Raw genomic sequence first — 19,954 nt, forward strand, 5'->3', positions numbered from 1 at the left:
CAGTGTACGCGACCAGCAGTCGCCACTGACAGTCACGGAGTCTCCGCTCAGCGTGAGCAGGGTTTGCGCTGCCCGACGCCTAAATCGGGAGGTACGGGGAGAGGTCAGCCCGGTTTCCGGAAACCCGGATGCGACCCTCCGTGACCGTTTCCGCCCACCCCTGTCGCCCGGTGGCAACCGCCAGCCAGGTCGCCGGATCCATCTCGACCACGTTCGGCGGCGTACCGCGGGTGTGTCGTGGACCACTCACGCACTGGACCGCACCGTAGGGTGGGACGCGCACCTCCACCGATCGGCCGGGGGCGCGATCCGCGAGGGCAGCCAAGAGGGTCCGGACCGCCTCCCGGAGCACCGGCCGTTCGGGCGTACGCCCCTCGTCCAGCGCCGCCAGCGCGGCGAGTACCGCTTCGGAATAAGCGTGCGGAGAGGACACGACGGGACGATACGACCCGGCAGAAGGCCGTCCGACGGCGGCCCTGGGTAGAGATGATCCGGTCAGACAAGGCATAGTTGCCGACGGCGTTATTCGTACCGTGAGTGATCAACCCCGGCCGAGCGGCCGGTGGGGAGGTCAGACCCGGAAGGCGGTGGACGTGTCAACACACCGACGTGCCTGGAAGCAGCGGGCCGGTGTGGTCGTAGCGCTGGTCTTCGGCGCCCTGCTCACCGTCCCCGCAGCTCCCGCCTTCGCCGCCAACGTCAGCGTCTCCCCGGGATCGATTACGGTCAACGCCGGTAGCGACGCGACCGTGAGCGTCCAGGTCACTCCCGGCGACGGCGACGAGAGCGCGGAGATCGGCCTGACCGGCCTTCCGTCCGGTGTCAGCTGCGCCTCGGGCTGCGGCCAGATCAACTTCCCGCCGGGGAACAACAGGCCGCGGACGCAACTGCTCACCATCCGCGCCAGCGACAACGCGCAGGACGCCAACGCCTCGGTCACGGTGCAGGTCCGGCCCAGCAACTCCGACCCGGCCACCGGCAACTTCCAGCTGGCGGTCAAGGGCAAGGTCGAGGCGCCGCAGCAGCCGCAGACCGTCAAGACGGTCTCCGGCAAGGTGGTCAACGCTGACGGCGACCCGATCGAGGGCGCCCTGGTCATGCTCCGTGACAGCGCGGGCAAGGAACGCCGCACCAACACCAGCGGCAACGGCAACTTCAGCTTCAGCGGCTCCGACTCCAACCCGATCGCGCCCGGCCGGATCGACCTCGGCGCCTCCACCGACGGCGCCTCGCCCGTCGCCCGGTCGATAAACGCGAACGCCGGCCAGTCGGTGACCGGCGTCCGGCTCAGCATCCAGCTGCGGGCGTCGGCTAGCCCGAGCGCCACCCCGTCGGCGAGTGAGTCCGCTCCGCCGTCCGAGGAGCCGCTCGACGAGGAGGCGACCGACACCCCGTCGGCGGAGGCGCCCGCCGCGCAGCAGCCGGCCGCCAACGAGGACTCCGGCGGCTTCGGCTCCTGGCTGCTCATCCTGCTCGGCGGCCTCTTCGTCGCCGTCGGCGTGGGCACCATCGTGCTGCTCTACATGCGCCGCAAGAACGAGGGCGACGACGACGGCGACGGTCCGGGTGGGCCGACCGGTCCGGGTGGCCCGGGTGGGGCCGCCGCGGCCGGCGCGATTCCGGCGGCCCGGGGCGCGTACCACGGCACCGACGACCAGACCCGGGTGGTGAACGGCATGGGCGCCGGACCGTCCGCGACGATGGTCGGCGGCCCCTCGATCAGCGACGCCCCCACCATGCTCCAGCGGCCGGTGGTGGACGACGTCCCGCCGGACCCGTACGGCGCCCCGCCCGGCCCGTCCTACGGCGTCGGCGGTGGCCAGGGCGGTTACGGCTACGGCGACGACGCACCGGGCCAGGGTGGTTACGGCGGCGCGGGCGGCTACGGCAACGCGCCCTCCTCGGGCGGCGGCTACGGCAACGGCCCCTCCTCCGGTGCCGGCTACGGCAGCCCGGACTACGCCGCCGGTGCCGGGGCGGCCGGCGCGGCCGGTTACGCGGCCCAGGGCGGCGGCTACGGCAACGAACGCTTCGACGAGCCGACCGGCCGCTACACCGGTGACAGCACGCAGTACGCGCCGGCGGCCGACCCGTACCCGACCAGCACCTACCAGCCGGAGCAGGAGCGCGGCTACGACCAGGCCGGCTCGGCCCCGTACGGCCGTGGCGCGGAGCAGGCCGACGGTTACGGCGCGGCCGGTGGCTACGGCGGCGCCGCCTCGGGCGGCTATGACAACGGCGCGACCGGCGGGTACGACAACGCTCGGCCGCAGGGCGGATACGGCGAGGCCACCGGCGCCTACGGCAACGCCGCGGGCGGTGGCTACGGCGACAACCCGACCGGCGGGTACGGCGACGCCCCGGCGTACGGCGGCGGCCGGACCGCGGGCGGCGGCTACGGCGACGCGCCGACCGGCGGGTACGACAACGCCCCCGCGGGTGGCTACGGTGACGCCCCGGCCGGCGGCTACGACGGTGGTCGCGCGGCAGGCGGCGGATACGGCGACGCGCCCGCAGGCGGCTACGACAACCCCGGTGGCTACGACAGCCGCTCGCAGGGTGGCTACGACAGCAACGCGACCGGTGGCTACGACAACGGCCGTCAGCAGGGCGGCTACGGCGACGCGCCGGCCGGTGGCTACGGCAACGCCGGTGGCGGTTACGACGGCGGTCACCAGTCGGGCGGCTACGGCCAGCAGGGCGGCGGGTACGGCGACGGCTACGGCCAGGCCCCGCAGGGTGGTTACGGCCAGCAGGGCGGCTACGGTCAGGAGCCGCCGCAGCAGCGCGGGGGCGGCTACGACAACGGCTACCCCAACGACCCGGCGCAGGCGGGTCGCGCCCGCCCGGACGGACAGGCGGACCGGGGCGGGCGACGCCTCGACTGGCTGGACGACTGACCGGCACCAGACGTGAGAACTGTGGCCGCCCGCGAACAGCGGGCGGCCACAGTCGTCAGCAGGGGGAATCAGGCGGGGGCGAAGTAGCCCTGGCGGAGCACCGGCACCACGTCGGAGACGCCCACCTCGGTCGCGACCGCGACGTCCTCGGCGAAGCCGCCCTCGACGAGTTCCCGTCCGGAGACACATCCCCGGACCGCCGCCGGCACGTCCGGCGTGCTCGCCAGCGCGGCGAGCGCCATCGCGGCCTCCACCGAGAGCCCGCCGGGCACCCCGGCCAGCGCGTCGAGCACGCAGGCCGCCCCGAGCTGGTCCTCCACGCACGGCCGCAGTGACCCGTCGGGCCAGCGCTCACCGGCCGCCACCACACCCACCGGGGCGTCCTTCGAGCCGTACCCCTCGGCGCGCAGCCAGCGCCCGACGGCGGGTGCGTTACGCAGGCACGCCGCGACCACCGGCACGCCGGTGGCGCTCGCGGCGGCGCTGATCGCCGAACCGTTCGGAGAGGGCAGCACCAGGTCGGCGACGACCGGCGCGGTCCGCAGCGCCGCCGGGGAGAGCGACCACGGGTGCTCCGCGGTCGTCTTCCGGCGGCCCACAGCGGCCACGGCCCCCACCCGGCGGGCGTAGTCGGCGGCCTGCTCACCCCACGGGAACGGGTGGACCCGCATGCCGCGGCTCACCGCCACCTCCACGGCGGTGGTGAACGACAGCACGTCCACCACCACCAGTGCGGCGCAGACCCGGCCGAGTTCCGCCGCCCCGGTCAGCCCCCAGTCGAACCGGGCACCGGCGCCGGGTTGGGTGAAGACGGCCAAGGCGAGCGCCTCAGCGCTGGCCCGGTGCCGGCTCACCGGAAGCCGGACCGTCGGACCCGTCGGCAGGCGCCGACTCGTCCTGGGCCGGGGCTTCGTCGACGGTCGGCGTCGCGTCGGCCTGCGCGGCCTCGTCCGGCGCGTCGGAGGCCGCCTCGACAGCGGGCGCGGACGCCTCGGCGTCGGCCGGCGGGGTGTCCCGACCGGCCTTGGCGATCGGCTCGGCGTCGACAGCGGCCGGGTCCACCCCGACCGGCTGCTCGGCCGTGGCCGGAAGCACAGTGGTGGTCCCGGTACGGGTCGCCGCCACCTCCACCCGGGCCGCCTCGGCGGCGCCGAACAGGCGAGGGAGCGTACCGGTGTGCGCCTCGCGCAGCTCGTCCAGGCCGATCCGGAACTGGCCGTGCACCTCGAGCGCGCCGGAGGCCGGGTCGGTGACGCCGATGAACTCCCACGGCACGCCGCGCTCGCCGCAGAGGGCGGTGAACGCCTTCTCGTGGCCACGCGGCACCGACACCAGCACGCGGCCGGCGGACTCGCTGAACAGGAAGACGAACGGCATCGAGCCACCGGCGAAGTGCTCCGGCACCACGACCCGGGCGCCCACGCCTCGGCGCAGGGCCGACTCGACCAGGCTCTGCGCCAGACCGCCGTCGGACAGGTCGTGCGCGGAGCTGAGGTGCCCGACCCGGGCCGCCTCGGCCAGCAGCTCGGCGAGCTGCCGCTCGCGGGCCAGGTCGACCTGCGGCGGGATGCCGCCCAGGTGCTCGTGCGTCACCCAGGCCCACTCCGAGCCGGACAGCTCGACGTGCGTCTCGCCCAGCAGGAACAGCTGGTCGTGGTCGCCGGCCGGGCGCGGTACGAAGCCCATCGGCACGCGGTCGGCGACGTCGTCGAGCACGCCCAGCACACCGACCACAGGGGTCGGGTGGATGGCCGCGGCACCGGTCTGGTTGTAGAAGCTGACGTTGCCGCCGGTCACCGGGATGCCCAGCTCCAGGCAGCCGTCCGCCAGGCCGCGCACGGCCTCGGCGAACTGCCACATCACGCCCGGGTCCTCCGGCGAGCCGAAGTTCAGGCAGTTGGTCACCGCGATCGGCTTCGCGCCGGTCACCGCCACGTTCCGGTACGCCTCGGCCAGCGCCAGCTTCGTCCCGTGGTAGGGGTCGAGGCGGGCGTACCGGCCGTTGCCGTCGACGGAGAGCGCGACACCGAGGCCGCTGCGCTCGTCGATCCGGATCACGCCGGAGTCCTCCGGCTGGGCGAGGACGGTGTTGCCGAGCACGTACCTGTCGTACTGCTCGGTGACCCAGGTCTTGTCGGCCAGGTTCGGCGACGCGATCATGCGCAGCACGGTCTCCCGGAGCGCCTCCGGGGTGCTCGGCCGGGGCAGCGTCTCGGCGCGGTCGGCCTGGAGCAGGATCAGGTCGGCCGGCTCACGCATCGGCCGGGCGTACACCGGACCGTCGTCGACGAGCGAGCCCGGCGGCACGTCCACCACGAGCTGATCGCGCCAGGTGACGACCAGGCGGCCCGGCTGGCCGTCCGGCGACGGCGCGGTGACCTCGCCGATGGCGGTGGCCCAGACGCCCCACTTCTCGGCGGTCTTGAGCACCGCGTCGAGCTTGTCCGGCGAGACGACGAGCAGCATCCGCTCCTGGGACTCGCTGGCCAGGATCTCGTGCGGCTCCATCGACGGCTCGCGCAGCGGCACCCGCTCCAGCCACACCCGCATGCCGGTGCCGGCGGAGGCGGCGGTCTCGGTGAGGGCGCAGGTCAGGCCGGCGCCGCCGAGGTCCTGGATGCCGACGACCAGTTCGGCGTCGTACAGCTCCAGGCACGCCTCGATGAGCAGCTTCTCCATGAAGGGGTCGCCCACCTGCACGGACGGGCGGCGCTGCTCGCTGCCCTCGTCGAAGGTGGCGCTCGCCAGCACGGACACGCCGCCGATGCCGTCGCGGCCGGTCTTGGCGCCCATCAGCACCACGATGTTGCCGGGGCCGGTGGCGTCCTTCTTCTGCAGCCGGTCGACCGGCAGCACGCCCAGGCAGAGCGCGTTCACCAGCGGGTTGCCCTGGTAGCAAGGGTCGAAGACGACCTCGCCGCCGATGTTGGGCAGGCCCAGGCAGTTGCCGTAGCCGCCGACACCGGCGACCACGCCGGGCAGGACGCGGGCGGTGTCCGGGTGGTCGGCCGCGCCGAAGCGCAGCGGGTCCATCACGGCGACCGGGCGGGCGCCCATGGCGAGGATGTCGCGGACGATGCCGCCGACGCCGGTCGCCGCACCCTGGTACGGCTCGACGAAGCTCGGGTGGTTGTGCGACTCGACCTTGAAGGTCACCGCCAGCTCGTCGGAGACCTGAACCACGCCGGCGTTCTCTCCGATGCCGGCGAGCAGCCGGTCGCTCGGCGGTGCCTTCTCGCCGAACTGGCGCAGGTGCACCTTGCTCGACTTGTAGGAGCAGTGCTCGCTCCACATGATCGAGTACATGGCCAGCTCGGCCTGGGTGGGCCGGCGGCCGAGGATGTGCCGGATCCGGTCGTACTCGTCGTCGCGGAGGCCCAGCTCGGCGTACGGCTGAAGCTCCTCCGGGGTGTCGGCGGCCCGGGGAACGGTGTCCACGCCCAGCGCCCAGTCGTCGGTCGGGCCGGCCTGCGGCACCACGCCCTGCGCTTCGCGCAGGGCCGGGTCCGGATGGGTGGTCATGACGTCTCCTTGCTGCGCTCGCCGCCGGTGCGGCGGGTGAGCCGACCGTTGTTCCCGGCCACCATCACGCCGGCGCTCCCACCAGATGCTTGAGCACCGAGGTGAAGAAGCCGAGGCCGTCCAGGGAGGGGCCGGTGAGCGCCTCCACCGCGTGCTCGGGGTGCGGCATGATGCCGACGACGTTGCCGGCCTCGTTGGTGATCGCCGCGATGTCGCGCTGCGATCCGTTGGGGTTGCCGCCGACGTAGCGGGCGACGACGCGGCCCTCGCCCTCCAGCCGATCGAGCGTCGCGGGGTCGGCGACGTAGCAACCCTCGCCGTTCTTGACCGGGATGAGCACCTCCTGGCCCGGCTGGAACGCGTTCGTCCAGGCGGTGCCGGTGCTCTCGATCCGCAGGACCTGGTCCCGGTTGCGGAAGTGCAGGTGCTGGTTGCGGGTGAGCGCGCCGGGCAGCAGGTGCGCCTCGCAGAGGATCTGGAAGCCGTTGCAGATGCCGAGGACCGGCAGGCCACCGCGCGCGGCCTGGACGATCGTCTCCATCACCGGGGCGAACCGGGCGATGGCGCCGCAGCGCAGGTAGTCGCCGTAGGAGAAGCCGCCGGGCAGGACGACCGCGTCCACCCCGTGCAGGTCCGGGTCGCCGTGCCAGAGCCGGACCGCCTCGGCGCCGGCGATCCGTACGGCCCGGGCCGCGTCCCCGTCGTCGAGCGAGCCGGGGAAGGTGACCACACCGACCCGGGCGGTCACGACTGCGCGCCCGCGGTCTCGTCGGCGGTGACCACGCGGACGGTGAAGTCCTCGATGACCGGGTTGGCCAGCAGCTTGTCGGCGATCTCCCGGGCCCGGTCCAGGTCCGGTTCGCCGGTGAACTCGATCTCGATCCGCCTGCCGATCCGAACCGAGGCGACGTCACTGACGCCGAGGCGAGGCAGCGCGTTTGCGACGGCCTGGCCCTGCGGATCGAGGATCTCGGGCTTGAGCATGACGTCGACTACGACGCGAGGCACTGGGCACTCCTGACTGTGTACGCAGTTGGGTGCCGGCCCAACAATCGGGCGAGCGCAGCCAGCCTACCTGGCAGATACCGCCCGGCCCGCACCGGCCGGGGGCAGTTCCGGCACCGATCGGCCCCACCGGCGGGACCGGACGGGCACCGTTGCCCGTTCGTTGCGGCGTCGATGCGAATTCGTTGCGCTCCGCGCTTGTGGACGCCCCTCGGCACCACCTCCTACCAGGCATTCTGCCGTGAAACACCCCACCTTGGACCGGTATCCGACAGCACACCCGGGCGGTACGCGGCGCGCGTCACGCCATCGGCGCGATTCGATCCGCACCTTGTGACAGAGGGTGTCGCGGTCGTAGCATGCATCGTCAGATGTCGATGAGTTAGATCGATGTCCCTCGCCGGCCCACCCCAAGCCGGCGGGTGTCACCCCCTGCCCGGCAACCCCCGGGCGTCCGCGCAGAAGGAGCCCCGACATGCGCCTCCGTCCCCTGCTCGCCGTGCTGACCACCGCGCTGGCCGGCGTCCTGGTCGCCGCCTCCGGCGCCACCGCCGCGCCAGCCGGCCCCCAGCCGATCATCGGCGGCGGCACCGTCTCGTCCGCGCCGTGGGCCGCCGCCGTCTTCAGCAACGGCTCGTTCACCTGCTCCGGCAGCGTCATCGCACCCCAGTGGGTGCTCACCGCCCGGCACTGCGTCAGTGGCACCATGTCCGTCCGGGTCGGCAGCGTCTACCGCGCCTCGGGCGGCGTGACCCGCACCGTGAGTGCCTCCTACACCCGCTACGACCTGGCCCTGCTGCGCCTGTCCAGCACGGTCAGCACCTCCGCCGTGTCGCTGGCCACCAGCAACCCGCCGGTCGGCTCCACGAACACCATCTACGGCTGGGGCATGACCTGCTACAGCGGGTGCAGCGCTTCGTCGCAGCTCAAGACCGCCAGCGTACGGGTGACCAGCACCAGCGTCACCGACGCGTACGGCGGCCAGGCGATCCGGAGCACCCGGGTCAACGGCAACGCGTGGCGGGGCGACTCGGGCGGCCCGCAGTTCTACAACGGCCGGCAGGTCGGTGTCGCCTCCACCGCCGACGGCCAGAGCATCCAGAACTACGGCAGTGTTGCGTACAACCGGTCCTGGATCACCTCGACGGCCGGTGTCTGACGGTTGATGCCGATGCGGCGCGGATCGGCCGGGTGTGGCCCGGCCGTCCGCGCCGCGCCGTTTTTCAGCATCCGATCAGCTGAACACGGCTCGCGAACCACCCGGCCGGGGACTGACAGCATCGGAAGCGTGCTGGTCGTGACGACGGATCAACTGCCCGGCTACGAGATCCGCCAGATCCTCGGCGAAGTGGTCTCCTCGATGGCGAGGACCCGAAACCCGTACCGCGAGGGGGTCAAGAACCTGCGCGGTGGCGCCTACGACCCGTTGGCGCCGGACAACCTGACGCGGTGGCGTACCGACTCGGTGGCCCGCCTCGGCGAGGAGGCGCGCCGCCTGGGCGCGAACGCGGTGATCGGCATGCGCTTCGACAGCCGGGACTGCGGCGAGATGTGGATGGAGATCTGCGCGTACGGCACCGCGGTGATCGTCGCGCCGAAGATGCCTGATGTCATGCCGCCGGACCAGCCGGCGATCGCGGCCGAGACCGCCCACGACCCGGAGATCGCCTCCGCCCCAGGCGGCATCGCCGAACCGGCCAGCGCCCCCAACCTGAGTTCCGCGGCCGAGACCCCCACCGGCCCCTGACCGGCCCGTTCAACGGTCGATCATGAGGTTGACGGCAGGAACGATCTCCCTGAGTGCCGCCAACCTCATGATCGACCAGGTAAAAGGTCAGAGGATGGGGGGCGGGGAGTAGGTGGCGGCCTGGGGGTGGGTTTCCACGACCTTGGTGATTCTGGCGGTTACGCGGGTGACCTGGTCCGTGGCGGCGCCGACGAAGGCGTTGCGGTCCGCGACCAGGGTGTCGATCTCGGCCCGGGTGAGGCCCAGCCGGCCGTCGGCGGCCAAGCGGTCGAACAGGTCGTTCTCGGCCGCGCCCTTCTCCCGCATGGCGAGCGCCACGGCGACCGCGTGCTCCTTGATCACCTCGTGCGCGACCTCCCGGCCGACACCCCGGCGCACGGCGGCCACGAGGATCTTCGTGGTGGCGAGGAACGGCAGGAAGCGCTCCAGCTCCCGGTTGATCACCGCCGGGTACGGGCCGAACTCGTCCAGCACGGTGAGGAACGTCTGGAACAGCCCGTCGGCGGCGAAGAACGCATCGGGCAGCGCGACCCGGCGCACCACCGAGCAGGAGACGTCACCCTCGTTCCACTGGTCACCGGCCAGCTCGCCGACCATCGACAGGTAACCCCGGATGATCACCGCGAAGCCGTTCACCCGCTCCGACGAGCGCGTGTTCATCTTGTGCGGCATCGCGCTGGAACCGACCTGGCCCGGCTTGAAGCCCTCGGTGACCAGTTCCTGGCCCACCATGAGCCGGATCGTGGTCGCCAGCGACGACGGCGCGGCGGCCACCTGGGCCAGCGCGGAGAGCACGTCGAAGTCCAGCGAGCGCGGGTAGACCTGGCCCACGCTGTCCAGCACCCGGCGGAAGCCCAGGTGCCCGGCCACCCGCTGCTCCAGCTCGGCCACCTTGCCGGCGTCGCCGTCGAACAGGTCGAGCTGGTCGGCGGCGGTGCCCACCGGCCCCTTGATCCCGCGCAGCGGGTAGCGGCCGATCAGGTCCTCCAGCCGCTCGTACGCGATGAGCAGTTCCTCCGCCGCCGACGCGAAGCGCTTGCCCAGCGTGGTGGCCTGCGCCGCGACGTTGTGCGACCGGCCGGTCATCACCAGCGCGGAGTACTCGCCCGCGTGCCATCCCAGCCGGGCCAGCGTGGCGACCACCCGGTCCCGGATCAGCTCCAGCGAGGCCCGGATCTGGAGCTGCTCGACGTTCTCGGTGAGGTCGCGGGAGGTCATCCCCTTGTGCACGTGCTCGTGCCCGGCGAGCGCGCTGAACTCCTCGATCCGGGCCTTCACGTCGTGCCGGGTGACCCGCTCGCGCGCCGCGATCGAGGCCAGGTCGACCTGGTCGACCACCCGCTCGTACGCCTCGACGACCCCGTCCGGCACCGGCACGCCGAGGTCACGCTGGGCCTTGAGCACCGCCAGCCAGAGCCGGCGCTCCATCCGGACCTTCTCCTCCGGCGACCAGAGGGCGACCAGTTCGGGCGAGGCGTACCGGTTGGCGAGCACGTTCGGGATCGTCGTCACGTACCTCAGTCTTTCATGAGGCCCGGGCCGGCCCCGGCGACGCCGGTACCCGGTCCGGCCTGTGGGCGGGCCGGACCGGGACACGCCGTCAGCCCAGCCGGATCTCCGGGTCGAGCGCGACCGCGGCCATCTCCTCGACGGTCATCAGGTGCCGGTCGGTGGACGAGACCGTCTGCACCGACACGTTGGTGCCGTCGGCCCGCTCGACGGTCACGCTACGCAGGACCGTGCGCTTGGTCACCGGCCCTGCCAGGTTCCTGCCCTCCGTGTCGTGCGCCACCACGAGCTCACCCGCGGGGCCGGTGAAGGACCGGCACGTGACCTGGCCGGGGGTGCAGTCGCCCGGGCTCGTGTGGCCGGGGCGCATCCTGCCCACGTTGATGGTCAGATACGACCGGACCTCGCCCCGAGCGGCGACACCCACCGCGAACCAGCCGGTCATGGACTCCCACTGGAACGGCTTCACCGTCCACGGCGGCGTGTCGGTGACCGGGCCGTCCCAGGTCTCGCGGTCGGCGGTCGACCCGCCCTGCACCCACCGCAGGTCCGGCGCCTCCCGGTGGAACGCGGTCAGGATCGCCGCTTGCAGGCGCTCCGGCTCGGATCGGGCGGAGGCGGAGGCCGACGCGACCGGGAGGGTGGGCGCCGGGCCGCCGGACGCCCCCGGCTGCACGACCACGCCGACGCCGAGCGCCAGTGCCAGCACCGCTGTCGCCGAGGCGTACGCGCCCACCCGACGCCGGCGACGCCGGCCCTCCCGCGCCACCAGGGCGTCCACGTCCACCGCCGTCGGCGGCGCGTCCCCGATCGCCGCGTCGAAGATCTGCCGGTACGTCATCGCTGCCTCCCGCTCTCCACTGCCGAATGGTGCGAGGCGAGCAGCCGCAACGTCTCCAGCGCGCGGGCGGCCTGGCTCTTCACGGTGCCGGTGCTGACGCCCAGGATCTGCGCGGTCTCCTCGACGGACAGGTCGCAGTAGAACCGGAGCACCACCACCGCCCGTCGCCGCGGCGCGAGCCGGCCCAGCAGGTCCAGCAGCATCTCCCGCTCACCGACCGACGGCTCCCCGGCCGCCAGGTCCGCCCGGTCCGGCACCTCGTCGGTGCTGTGCTCCCGCCGCCACGGGCGGCGCCGCTCGTCCAGCCACGCGTTGGTGAGCATCCCCCGGACGTACGCGTCGATGTTGTTCGCGCCGAGCGCCCGCCGCCAGTTGCGGTAGAGCTTGCCCAGCGTGATCGACACCAGGTCGTCCGCCGTGTGCCAGTCCCGGCAGAGCAGGTACGCCGTGCGGCGCAGCGGCTCCAGCCGGGCGGTCACGTAGTCGCGGAACTCCTCGTCACGCCCGGTCACGGGGCGCCGCTCCTCGTTCGCCTCATGCCCAGGGGACGGAACGGGCCGGCAGGCGGGTTGCCCGCCCGGTGGAGAACCGGGCGGGACGCCGTCGTCAGCGCTCCAGGATCGCGGTCACGCCCTGCCCGCCTGCGGCGCAGATGGAGATCAGGCCGCGCCCGCTCCCCTTCTGGTCGAGCAGCTTGGCGAGCGTGGCGACGATCCGGCCGCCGGTGGCGGCGAAGGGGTGCCCGGCCGCCAGCGACGAGCCGTTGACGTTGAGCTTGTCCCTGTCGATCGAGCCGAGCGGGGCGTCCAGGCCGAGGCGCTCCTTGCAGAACTCCGGCGACTCCCAGGCGGCGAGCGTGGCCAGCACCTGCGAGGCGAACGCCTCGTGGATCTCGTAGAAGTCGAAGTCCTGGAGGCTCAGCCCGGCGCGGGCCAGCATCCGGGGCACGGCGTACGCGGGGGCCATCAGCAGGCCCTCGTCGCCGTGCACGAAGTCGACGGCGGCGGCCTCGGACCAGGAGAACCAGGCCAGCACCGGCAGGTTGTGCGCCTTGGCCCACTCCTCGGAGGCGAGCAGCACCGTCGACGCGCCGTCGGTGAGCGGCGAGGAGTTGCCGGCGGTCATGGTGGCCCGCTCGGCGTCCGCACCGGAGGCGCCGAAGACCGGCTTGAGCGAGCCGAGCTTCTCCAGGCTGGTGTCCGGCCGCAGGTTCTGGTCCCGGGTCAGCCCCAGGTAGGGGGTCATCAGGTCGTCGAAGAACCCCTTGTCGTACGCGGCGGCGAGCCGCTGGTGCGAACGCAGCGCCAGTTCGTCCTGCGCGGTCCGGTCGACGTTCCAGCGCAGCGCGGTGCGGGCCGCGTGCTCACCCATGGACAGCCCGGTACGCGGTTCGGCGTTGCGCGGGATGTCCGGCTTGAACGGCTGGTGCGGGCGCAGCTTCGCCGCGATCTTGAGCCGTTCGCCGAGCGTACGGGCCGAGTTGAGCTGGAGCAGCGTGCGCCGCATGTCCTCGTTGACGGCGAGCGGCGCGTCCGAGGTGGTGTCGACGCCACCGGCGATGCCGACCTCGATCTGCCCGAGGGCGATCTTGTTGGCGACCAGGATGGCCGCTTCCAGCCCGGTGCCGCAGGCCTGCTGGATGTCGTACGCGGGGGTGTGCGGGTCGAGCCGGGAGCCGAGCACCACCTCACGGGTGAGGTTGAAGTCGCGGGAGTGCTTGAGCACCGCGCCGGCCACCACCTCGCCGACCCGCTCGCCGGCCAGCCCGAACCGGGCGACCAGCCCGTCGAGCGCCGCACCGAGCATGTCCGCGTTCGACGCCTGCGCGTAGCGCGAGTTGGACCGGGCGAAGGGGATGCGATTGCCCCCGATGACCGCGACCCGCCGGACACTCTGCACGATCGGCCTCCCTCGAAACTGTTGCCCGAACCCTACTCGCCAGTAGGCTACGCCTATGACCGACAGGTACGCGAGCTTCGTCCAGACGGGGGCCGGTCGCGCGCTGGTCAAGCGCCTCGGGCTGCCCGACCCGCCCCGACTGCGCCGACACACGCCGGGTGACCCGCTCGTTCCCGGGCCGGTCCTGCTCGGCTCCTCGGCCGGTGGCCGGATCGCCGAGCCGGCCGGGAAGATCCTGACCGCCGCCGGGGTCGAGCCGGCCGATCCGGTCGCCGCCCACGACGCCGACCGCCGCTTCGCGGCCCTGGTGTACGACGCCAGCGGCATCACCGACTCCGCCGGGCTGCGCCAGCTCTACGACTTCTTCCACCCGCAGGCCCGTTCGCTGCTGCCGAGCGGCCGGGTGATCGTGCTGGGCACGCCGCCGGCCGAGTGCGGCTCCCCCCGGGAGGCTACCGCCCAGCGTGCGCTGGAGGGCCTGACCCGCAGCATCGGCAAGGAGTTCGGCCGGGGCGTGACCGCCCAGCTGGTCTACGTGACACGCGAGGGTGACGCCGGCACCCCGGTGAGCCTGGAGTCCACGCTCCGGTTCCTGCTCTCCGGCCGGTCCGCGTACGTCTCGGGCCAGGTGATCCGGGTCGGCGCCGGCACCGCCGTCGCGCCGGCCGACTGGGACCGGCCGCTCGACGGGCAGGTGGTGCTGGTGACCGGCGCGGCCCGGGGCATCGGCGCGGCGCTGGCGAAGGTGCTGGCGCGCGACGGTGCCCAGGTGGTGGCGCTGGACATCCCGGCGGCCGGGGACGAGCTGGCCGCCGTCGCCAACGACATCGGCGGCAGCGCGGTGCAGCTCGACCTGACCGCGCCGGATGCGCCGACCCGGCTGGCGGAGCACCTGGCGTCCCGGCACGGGCGGGTCGACGTGGTGGTGCACAACGCGGGCATCACCCGGGACAAGACGCTGGGCCGGATGGACGCCGACCGGTGGGACTCGGTGATCGACGTGAACCTGTCCAGCCAGGAGCGCATCAACGACGTGCTGCTGGAACGCGACCTGATCCCGGCCGGCGGCCGGATCGTGTCGGTCTCGTCGATCGCCGGGATCGCCGGCAACCGGGGGCAGACCAACTACGCGACCAGCAAGGCCGGCGTGATCGGCCTGGTCGACTCGCTCTCCCCGGTGCTGCGCGAGCGCGGGATCAGCCTGAACGCCGTGGCGCCGGGCTTCATCGAGACCCGACTGACCGCGCGTATCCCGCTGACCATCCGCGAGGCGGGACGCCGGATGAACAGCATGGCCCAGGGCGGCCTGCCGGTGGACGTGGCCGAGACGATCGGGTGGCTCTCCTGGCCGGCGAGCGGCGCGGTCAGCGGCAACGTGGTCCGGGTCTGCGGCCAGAGCCTCCTGGGGGCGTGATGCCGAAGGACCACGAGGACGACGACCTGACCCTGCACGACCTGATCGAGGGCCCCACCCGCGACCTCACGGCAGCCCGGGCCGCCGCCCTCGCCCAGTCCCGCACCCGCCCGGCCTCCGTCGATCATGAAGTTGACGGCACGTCTGGAGATCCACAAGGCAGCCAACCTCATGATCGACGGGGTGAAGGGGTGGCGGGACGGCGGCGGGTGGAGTTGGACGGGCTGCCTGCGAGTTCGGCGTTGTATCGGCGGGCGCTACTTGGGGTGGTGCCTGGGGTTGGGGGGCGGCGCGGGGCGGACGTGCCGGCGGTCGAACTGGCCGTCTCGGGAGTCGCCGTGGATCAGCGGCATCTGGCGGACTACGACCGGGTGTGCGGGTTCCGGCTGACCGACCGGCTGCCGGCCACGTACCTGCACGTGCTCGGATTCCCGCTGTCGCTGCGGCTGATGACGGGTCCGGGCTTTCCCATCCCGCTCACCGGCGTGGTGCACGTGGCCAACCGGATCACCGTGCACCGTCCGGTCGAGGCCGGCGAGAGCGTCGACTTCCACACGTACGCGGAGAACCTGCGCCCGCACGAGCGGGGCCGCCAGCTCGACGTGGTGCTGGTCGGAACGATCGGCGGCGAGGAGGTGTGGCGCGGCGTGTCCACGTACCTCGGGAAGGAGCGCGCGTCCGGCGGCGGCCCGCGGCGCGACCGGGGTGACCGCCCCGCGCCGCCCGCCGCCTCGGCCCGATGGCGGGTGACGCCCCGGGTCGGTACGGACTACGCCCGCGTCTCCGGCGACCACAACCCGATCCACACGTCCAAGCTGGGCGCGCGGCTGTTCGGCTTCCCGCGCCCGATCGCGCACGGCATGTGGAGCAAGGCCCGCTGCCTGGCCGCGCTGGAGCCCCGGCTACCAGAGGCGTACACGGTGGACGTGTCGTTCAAGCTGCCGGTGCCGTTGCCGTCGACTGTGGCGTTCAGCGCCTCGGCGACCGGTGCGGGCTGGGACTTCGCGCTGCACAGCGCCCGGGACGGAAGGCCGCATCTGGTCGGTTCGGTGCGCTGAGCGAAAGAGGGGACTTGCCGTCCCCTCTTTTCGACGCTAAGTTGTTCTCAGATTGAGTTGTTCTCAACCTGAGAGAGTTGGTAACAGTGAACGAGCAGGAGTTCCTCGCCGGATACGACCCCCGGGACTATCCGGCGGTCGCGGTCACCGTCGACGTGGTCGCCCTGACCATCCGCGAGGGCGCGCTGCACCTGCTCCTGATCCGCCGGGGCGCGCCGCCCTACGCGGGGCACTGGGCCCTGCCCGGCGGCTTCGTCCAGCCGGACGAGGACCTGTCCGCCGGTGCCCGGCGCGAACTGGCCGAGGAGACCGGCCTCGGCGGCGAGCGGCTACGCCGGGTGCACCTGGAACAGCTCGGCAGCTACGGCGCCCCGGACCGCGATCCGCGCATGCGGGTGGTCTCGGTCGCGCACCTGGCGTTCGCCCCCGACCTGCCCGATCCGGTCGCCGACACCGACGCCGACGAGGCGATCTGGCTGCCGGTCACCGCGCTCACCAGCCGGCAACTCGCCTTCGACCACGGCCGGATCATCGACGACGGGCTGGAGCGCGCCCGCTCCAAGCTGGAGTACACGCCGCTGGCCACCCGGTTCCTCGCCCCCGAGTTCACGATCACCGAGCTGCGCGAGGTCTACGAGACGGTCTGGGGCCACCCGCTGCACGCCGGCAACTTCCACCGCAAGGTGCTCTCCGTGCCCGGCTTCGTGGAGAGCACCGGCGCCAGCACCGAACGCGGCGGCGCGCGCGGCGGCCCCCGGGCCAAGCTCTACCGCGCCGGAGACGCCCGGCTGCTGCACCCGGCGCTGCTGCGCCCCGCCCGGGAGGAGACGGTGCGGTGAGGACCGACGAGGCGATCCGGCTGGTCACGGCCGCGCGTACCGACGCCGACCTGTTCGGCACGCAGGAGCCGGCCCGCCGCTACCGCGAGCTGGTCGGCGCGCTGCACCCCGACCGGCTGGGCGCGGCCGACCCGGGCGTACGCGCCGCCGCGGCCGAAGCGCTCGTCACCGTCACCACCCGGTGGCGCACTCCCGCCCCCGCGTACACCGGCGACGTCGCCACCCTGCACGAACGAAAGGAAGGGCCCCCTGTTAACGCCTCCGGTAGAGGAAGGGCCCCTTCTTATCACCTGGCCAAGGTGGCCCGGCACCCCGGCGACAACGACCTGATGGCCCGCGAGGCGCGCGCGTTACGCCGGATCGCCGAGCGCGGCGACCCCAAGCACCTCGCGTACGTGCCCCGGCTCGTCGACTCCTACCCGGCGCGCGACCCGTCCACAGGCGTGCAACGGCAGGTCAACGAGCTGGTGACCGTACCCGGGCTGCGCAGCCTGGACGACGTACGCCGCGCGTACCCGGACGGGCTGGACCCGCGCGACGCGGCCTGGATGTGGCGGCGGCTGCTCGTGGCGCTCGGCCTGGCCCACCGGGCCGGCGTCGTGCACGGCGCGGTGCTGCCCCGGCATGTGCTGATCGAGCCGGACGCGCACGGCCTGGTCCTCGTCGACTGGTGCTTCTCGGCCGAGCCGGGTGGGCTCGTGCCGGCGCTGGTGCCCGGCCACGAGGACTGGTACCCGCCGGAGGTCGCCGCGAAGCGGCAGTGCGGGCCGGGCACCGACATCGCGCTCGCCGCCCGCTGCATGACCTGGCTGATGGGCGACCGCGCGCCGCGCGAGCTGCGCGCCTTCGCCGACGGCTGCCAGGGCACCGCGCTCGCCACCCGGCCCGACGACGCCTGGCGGCTGCTGCGCGAACTCGACGAGGTGCTGCACCGGCTGTACGGGCCGCGCACCTTCCGACCCTTCACCCTCAACCCGTAGGGAGGCTGCCATGGGCAGTGGAATCTGGTCCACCGACGTGTACGACGCCGCCGACCGTTACCGGCGCCGCACCGGCAAGAGCGCGTTCTCGTACAGCGACAGCGGCGCCCGGAAGGTGCACCCGGCGCTCGACCCGCGCGACGCGCTGCGGGAGAGCCGCGACTCCGCCGAGCACCCCCAGTCGACGCCGATCGCCGTGCTGTTCGACGTCACCGGCTCGATGGGACACGTGCCCCGGGTGCTGCAGAGCAAGCTGCCGCAGCTGCTCGGCCTGCTGCTGCGCCAGGGGTACGCGAAGGACCCGCAGGTCATGTTCGGCGCGATCGGCGACGCCACGTGCGACCGGGTGCCGTTGCAGATCGGGCAGTTCGAGTCCGACAACCGGATGGACGACGACCTCGGCCGGATCGTGCTGGAGGGCGGCGGTGGCGGCCAGATGATGGAGTCGTACGAGCTGGCGCTGTACTTCATGGCCCGGCACACGGCCACCGACAGCTGGGACAAGCGCGGCCGGCGCGGCTACCTGTTCATCATCGGCGACGAACTGGCGTACCCGGCCGTGAAGACCGCTGAGGTGGCCCGGCTGATCGGCGACGACCTGCGCGAGGACATGCCGGTCCGGCAGATCGTGGACGAGGTGACCGCGCGCTGGGACACCTACTACCTGCTGCCCGCCGGCAGCCACTACGCGGGCAACCGCAAGGTGCTCGACTTCTGGCGCGGCCTGCTCGGGCAGAACGCCGTCGAACTGGACGACCTGGACGCGGTCTGCGAGACGATCGCGCTCACCGTCGGACTCGGCGAGCAGGCCATCGACCTGGACGCCGGGCTGCGCGACCTGGACCGGGCCGGCTCCACCGCCACCCGTACCGTCTCGAAGGCCCTGGCCCGGCTCGGCTCGGGCCGGCGCGCGGTGGCGACGCTGCCGTTCAGCCCGGCCGACGGCGGAAGCGGGGTCACCCGGCTGTGAACCACGTGATGGTGGTCGACCTCGGCTACGGCGACGCCGGCAAGGGCACCGTGGTGGACCTGCTCTGCGCCACCCGGCAGGTGCACACGGTGGTCCGGTTCAACGGGGGCGCGCAGGCGGCGCACAACGTCGTCCTGCGCGACGGGAGGCACCACACGTTCGCCCAGTTCGGCGCCGGGACGTTCCGTCCGGGCGTACGGACACACCTGGCGCGGCACGTGGTGGTGGACCCGCTGGCGCTGGCCGCCGAGGCCGACCACCTCGCGTCGGTCGGCGTGCCAGACGCGCTCGACCGTCTGACAGTGGACGGGGAGGCGCTGCTCGCCACCCCGTACCACCGGGCCGCCAACCGCGCCCGGGAGATCGCCCGGGGAGCCGACCGGCACGGCTCCTGCGGGCTCGGGGTGGGCGAGGCTGTCGCTTACGGCCTCGCCCACCCCGACGAGGCACCCCGCGTGGCCGACTGCCGCCGCCCGGCGGTGCTGCGGAAACGGCTGACCGCGCTGCGCGACCGGCTCACGGCCGAGCTGGGCCCGCTCGACGCGCCGCCGGTCCAGGACTGCCTGCCCGCGTACGCGGCCTTCGCGCGCCGGGGCGCGATCGTCGACCGGACCTGGCTGGCATCCGCGCTGCGCGAGGGCACCTGCGTCTTCGAGGGCGCCCAGGGGGTGCTGCTGGACGAGTGGCACGGCTTCCACCCGTACACGACGTGGAGCACCACGACGTTCGCCAACGCCGAGACGCTGCTCGCCGAGGCGGGCATGGCCGGTACCGCGCAGCGGCTCGGCGTGCTGCGGACCACCACCACGCGGCACGGTCCCGGGCCGCTGGTCACCGAGGACGCGGCGCTGCCGTTCACCGACCGACACAACGGGACGAACCCCTGGCAGGGCCGGTTCCGGTTCGGGCACTTCGACGCGGTCGCCCACCGGTACGCGCTGGAGGTGGCCGGTGGGGTGGACGGGCTGGCGCTCACCCACCTCGACCTGGCCGGTCCGGAGCTGCGGATCTGCCGCCGGTACGAGGGCATCGACCGGCTCGTCCCCGGCCCGGCCGGTGACCTGGACCGGCAGGCGGCGCTCACGCAGCGGCTGCTGCGTGCCCGGCCGGTGCTCGGCGAGTCACCGGCCGACTGGCCGGCGGCCGTCTCGGAGGCGCTGGGCGCGCCGGTGGTGCTCACGTCGCGCGGGCCGACTGCCGAGGAGAAGGAAGGGCCCCTTGTTAACGCCTTTTGCATGGGAAGGGCCCCTGCTTAACACCGCACCCCCGA

The 19,954-nt window shown here is 73.3% G+C and carries 18 protein-coding genes; 9 read left to right on the forward strand and 9 right to left on the reverse strand.

Translation table 11 applies throughout. The annotated features are described in order from the left end of the window. Positions 1-79: 79 nt before the first annotated feature. Positions 80-433: a sterol carrier family protein gene (locus O7607_RS11600; protein ID WP_269703075.1), complete on the reverse strand. Its 354-nt coding sequence runs from the start codon at positions 431-433 to the stop codon at positions 80-82. 160 nt (positions 434-593) lie between these two features. Here O7607_RS11600 and O7607_RS11605 point away from each other — a divergent pair, with 160 nt between their 5' ends. Continuing rightward, positions 594-2,900 carry a carboxypeptidase-like regulatory domain-containing protein gene (locus O7607_RS11605; RefSeq protein ID WP_269703077.1) on the forward strand — a complete coding sequence of 769 codons (2,307 nt, stop codon included), beginning with the start codon at positions 594-596 and terminating at the stop codon, positions 2,898-2,900. Positions 2,901-2,968: 68 nt separating this feature from the next. Here O7607_RS11605 and O7607_RS11610 read toward each other — a convergent pair whose 3' ends face one another. From O7607_RS11610 to purS, 4 genes are all read right to left on the reverse strand, one after another. Continuing rightward, entirely contained in the window at positions 2,969-3,718 is a 750-nt protein-coding gene (locus O7607_RS11610; protein ID WP_269706947.1) for a 2-phosphosulfolactate phosphatase, read from the reverse strand. Positions 3,719-3,728: 10 nt separating this feature from the next. After that, positions 3,729-6,422, reverse strand: a complete 2,694-nt coding sequence (gene purL, locus O7607_RS11615; RefSeq protein ID WP_269703079.1) for a phosphoribosylformylglycinamidine synthase subunit PurL — start codon at positions 6,420-6,422, stop codon at positions 3,729-3,731. A gap of 64 nt (positions 6,423-6,486) precedes the next feature. Then, complete coding sequence (gene purQ, locus O7607_RS11620; RefSeq protein WP_018785472.1) at positions 6,487-7,170, reverse strand: phosphoribosylformylglycinamidine synthase subunit PurQ; 684 nt, start codon at positions 7,168-7,170, stop codon at positions 6,487-6,489. Then, positions 7,167-7,430: a phosphoribosylformylglycinamidine synthase subunit PurS gene (gene purS / locus O7607_RS11625; RefSeq protein ID WP_013473439.1), complete on the reverse strand. Its 264-nt coding sequence runs from the start codon at positions 7,428-7,430 to the stop codon at positions 7,167-7,169. Before purS ends, purQ begins: the two co-directional genes overlap by 4 nt. A gap of 472 nt (positions 7,431-7,902) precedes the next feature. Here purS and O7607_RS11630 point away from each other — a divergent pair, with 472 nt between their 5' ends. Then, positions 7,903-8,586 carry a S1 family peptidase gene (locus O7607_RS11630; protein ID WP_269703080.1) on the forward strand — a complete coding sequence of 228 codons (684 nt, stop codon included), beginning with the start codon at positions 7,903-7,905 and terminating at the stop codon, positions 8,584-8,586. A 12-nt stretch (positions 8,587-8,598) separates the two neighbouring features. Then, positions 8,599-9,174: a YbjQ family protein gene (locus tag O7607_RS11635; protein ID WP_252452122.1), complete on the forward strand. Its 576-nt coding sequence runs from the start codon at positions 8,599-8,601 to the stop codon at positions 9,172-9,174. Positions 9,175-9,261: 87 nt separating this feature from the next. On the opposite strand, the gene purB is transcribed toward O7607_RS11635, so the two are convergent. From purB to O7607_RS11655, 4 genes are all read right to left on the reverse strand, one after another. After that, positions 9,262-10,686, reverse strand: a complete 1,425-nt coding sequence (gene purB, locus O7607_RS11640) for an adenylosuccinate lyase (RefSeq protein WP_269703083.1) — start codon at positions 10,684-10,686, stop codon at positions 9,262-9,264. An 88-nt stretch (positions 10,687-10,774) separates the two neighbouring features. Further along, positions 10,775-11,524, reverse strand: a complete 750-nt coding sequence (locus O7607_RS11645) for a hypothetical protein (protein ID WP_269703084.1) — start codon at positions 11,522-11,524, stop codon at positions 10,775-10,777. Further along, entirely contained in the window at positions 11,521-12,036 is a 516-nt protein-coding gene (locus O7607_RS11650) for a SigE family RNA polymerase sigma factor (protein WP_269703086.1), read from the reverse strand. The genes O7607_RS11645 and O7607_RS11650 overlap by 4 nt, the downstream gene beginning before the upstream one ends. Before the next feature lie 94 nt (positions 12,037-12,130). Continuing rightward, positions 12,131-13,423, reverse strand: coding sequence for an acetyl-CoA C-acetyltransferase (locus O7607_RS11655; RefSeq protein WP_269703088.1), 1,293 nt, complete (start codon positions 13,421-13,423; stop codon positions 12,131-12,133). A gap of 55 nt (positions 13,424-13,478) precedes the next feature. Between O7607_RS11655 and O7607_RS11660 the strand changes: the two genes are divergently transcribed. The 6 genes from O7607_RS11660 to O7607_RS11685 all read left to right on the forward strand — a co-directional run bounded on the left by O7607_RS11660 (position 13,479) and on the right by O7607_RS11685 (position 19,940). Continuing rightward, on the forward strand, positions 13,479-14,837 hold the full coding sequence (locus O7607_RS11660; RefSeq protein WP_269703090.1) for a 3-oxoacyl-ACP reductase: 1,359 nt from the start codon (positions 13,479-13,481) through the stop codon (positions 14,835-14,837). Beyond that, the gene (locus O7607_RS11665; protein WP_269703093.1) at positions 14,837-15,895 is read left to right on the forward strand and encodes a MaoC/PaaZ C-terminal domain-containing protein; all 1,059 of its coding nucleotides are present in this window, start codon (positions 14,837-14,839) and stop codon (positions 15,893-15,895) included. The genes O7607_RS11660 and O7607_RS11665 overlap by 1 nt, the downstream gene beginning before the upstream one ends. An 86-nt stretch (positions 15,896-15,981) precedes the next feature. Next, positions 15,982-16,734 (forward strand): NUDIX hydrolase, encoded by a 753-nt coding sequence (locus O7607_RS11670; protein WP_121684963.1) that lies wholly within the window; start codon positions 15,982-15,984, stop codon positions 16,732-16,734. Further along, on the forward strand, positions 16,731-17,714 hold the full coding sequence (locus O7607_RS11675) for a serine/threonine protein kinase (RefSeq protein WP_269703096.1): 984 nt from the start codon (positions 16,731-16,733) through the stop codon (positions 17,712-17,714). Before O7607_RS11670 ends, O7607_RS11675 begins: the two co-directional genes overlap by 4 nt. A gap of 10 nt (positions 17,715-17,724) precedes the next feature. Continuing rightward, positions 17,725-18,684 (forward strand): hypothetical protein, encoded by a 960-nt coding sequence (locus O7607_RS11680; protein WP_269703098.1) that lies wholly within the window; start codon positions 17,725-17,727, stop codon positions 18,682-18,684. Next, positions 18,681-19,940 carry an adenylosuccinate synthetase gene (locus O7607_RS11685; protein ID WP_269703100.1) on the forward strand — a complete coding sequence of 420 codons (1,260 nt, stop codon included), beginning with the start codon at positions 18,681-18,683 and terminating at the stop codon, positions 19,938-19,940. The genes O7607_RS11680 and O7607_RS11685 overlap by 4 nt, the downstream gene beginning before the upstream one ends. Positions 19,941-19,954 lie beyond the last annotated feature (14 nt).

This window comes from Micromonospora sp. WMMA1949, assembly GCF_027460145.1.
Taxonomy (GTDB): Bacteria; Actinomycetota; Actinomycetes; order Mycobacteriales; family Micromonosporaceae; genus Micromonospora.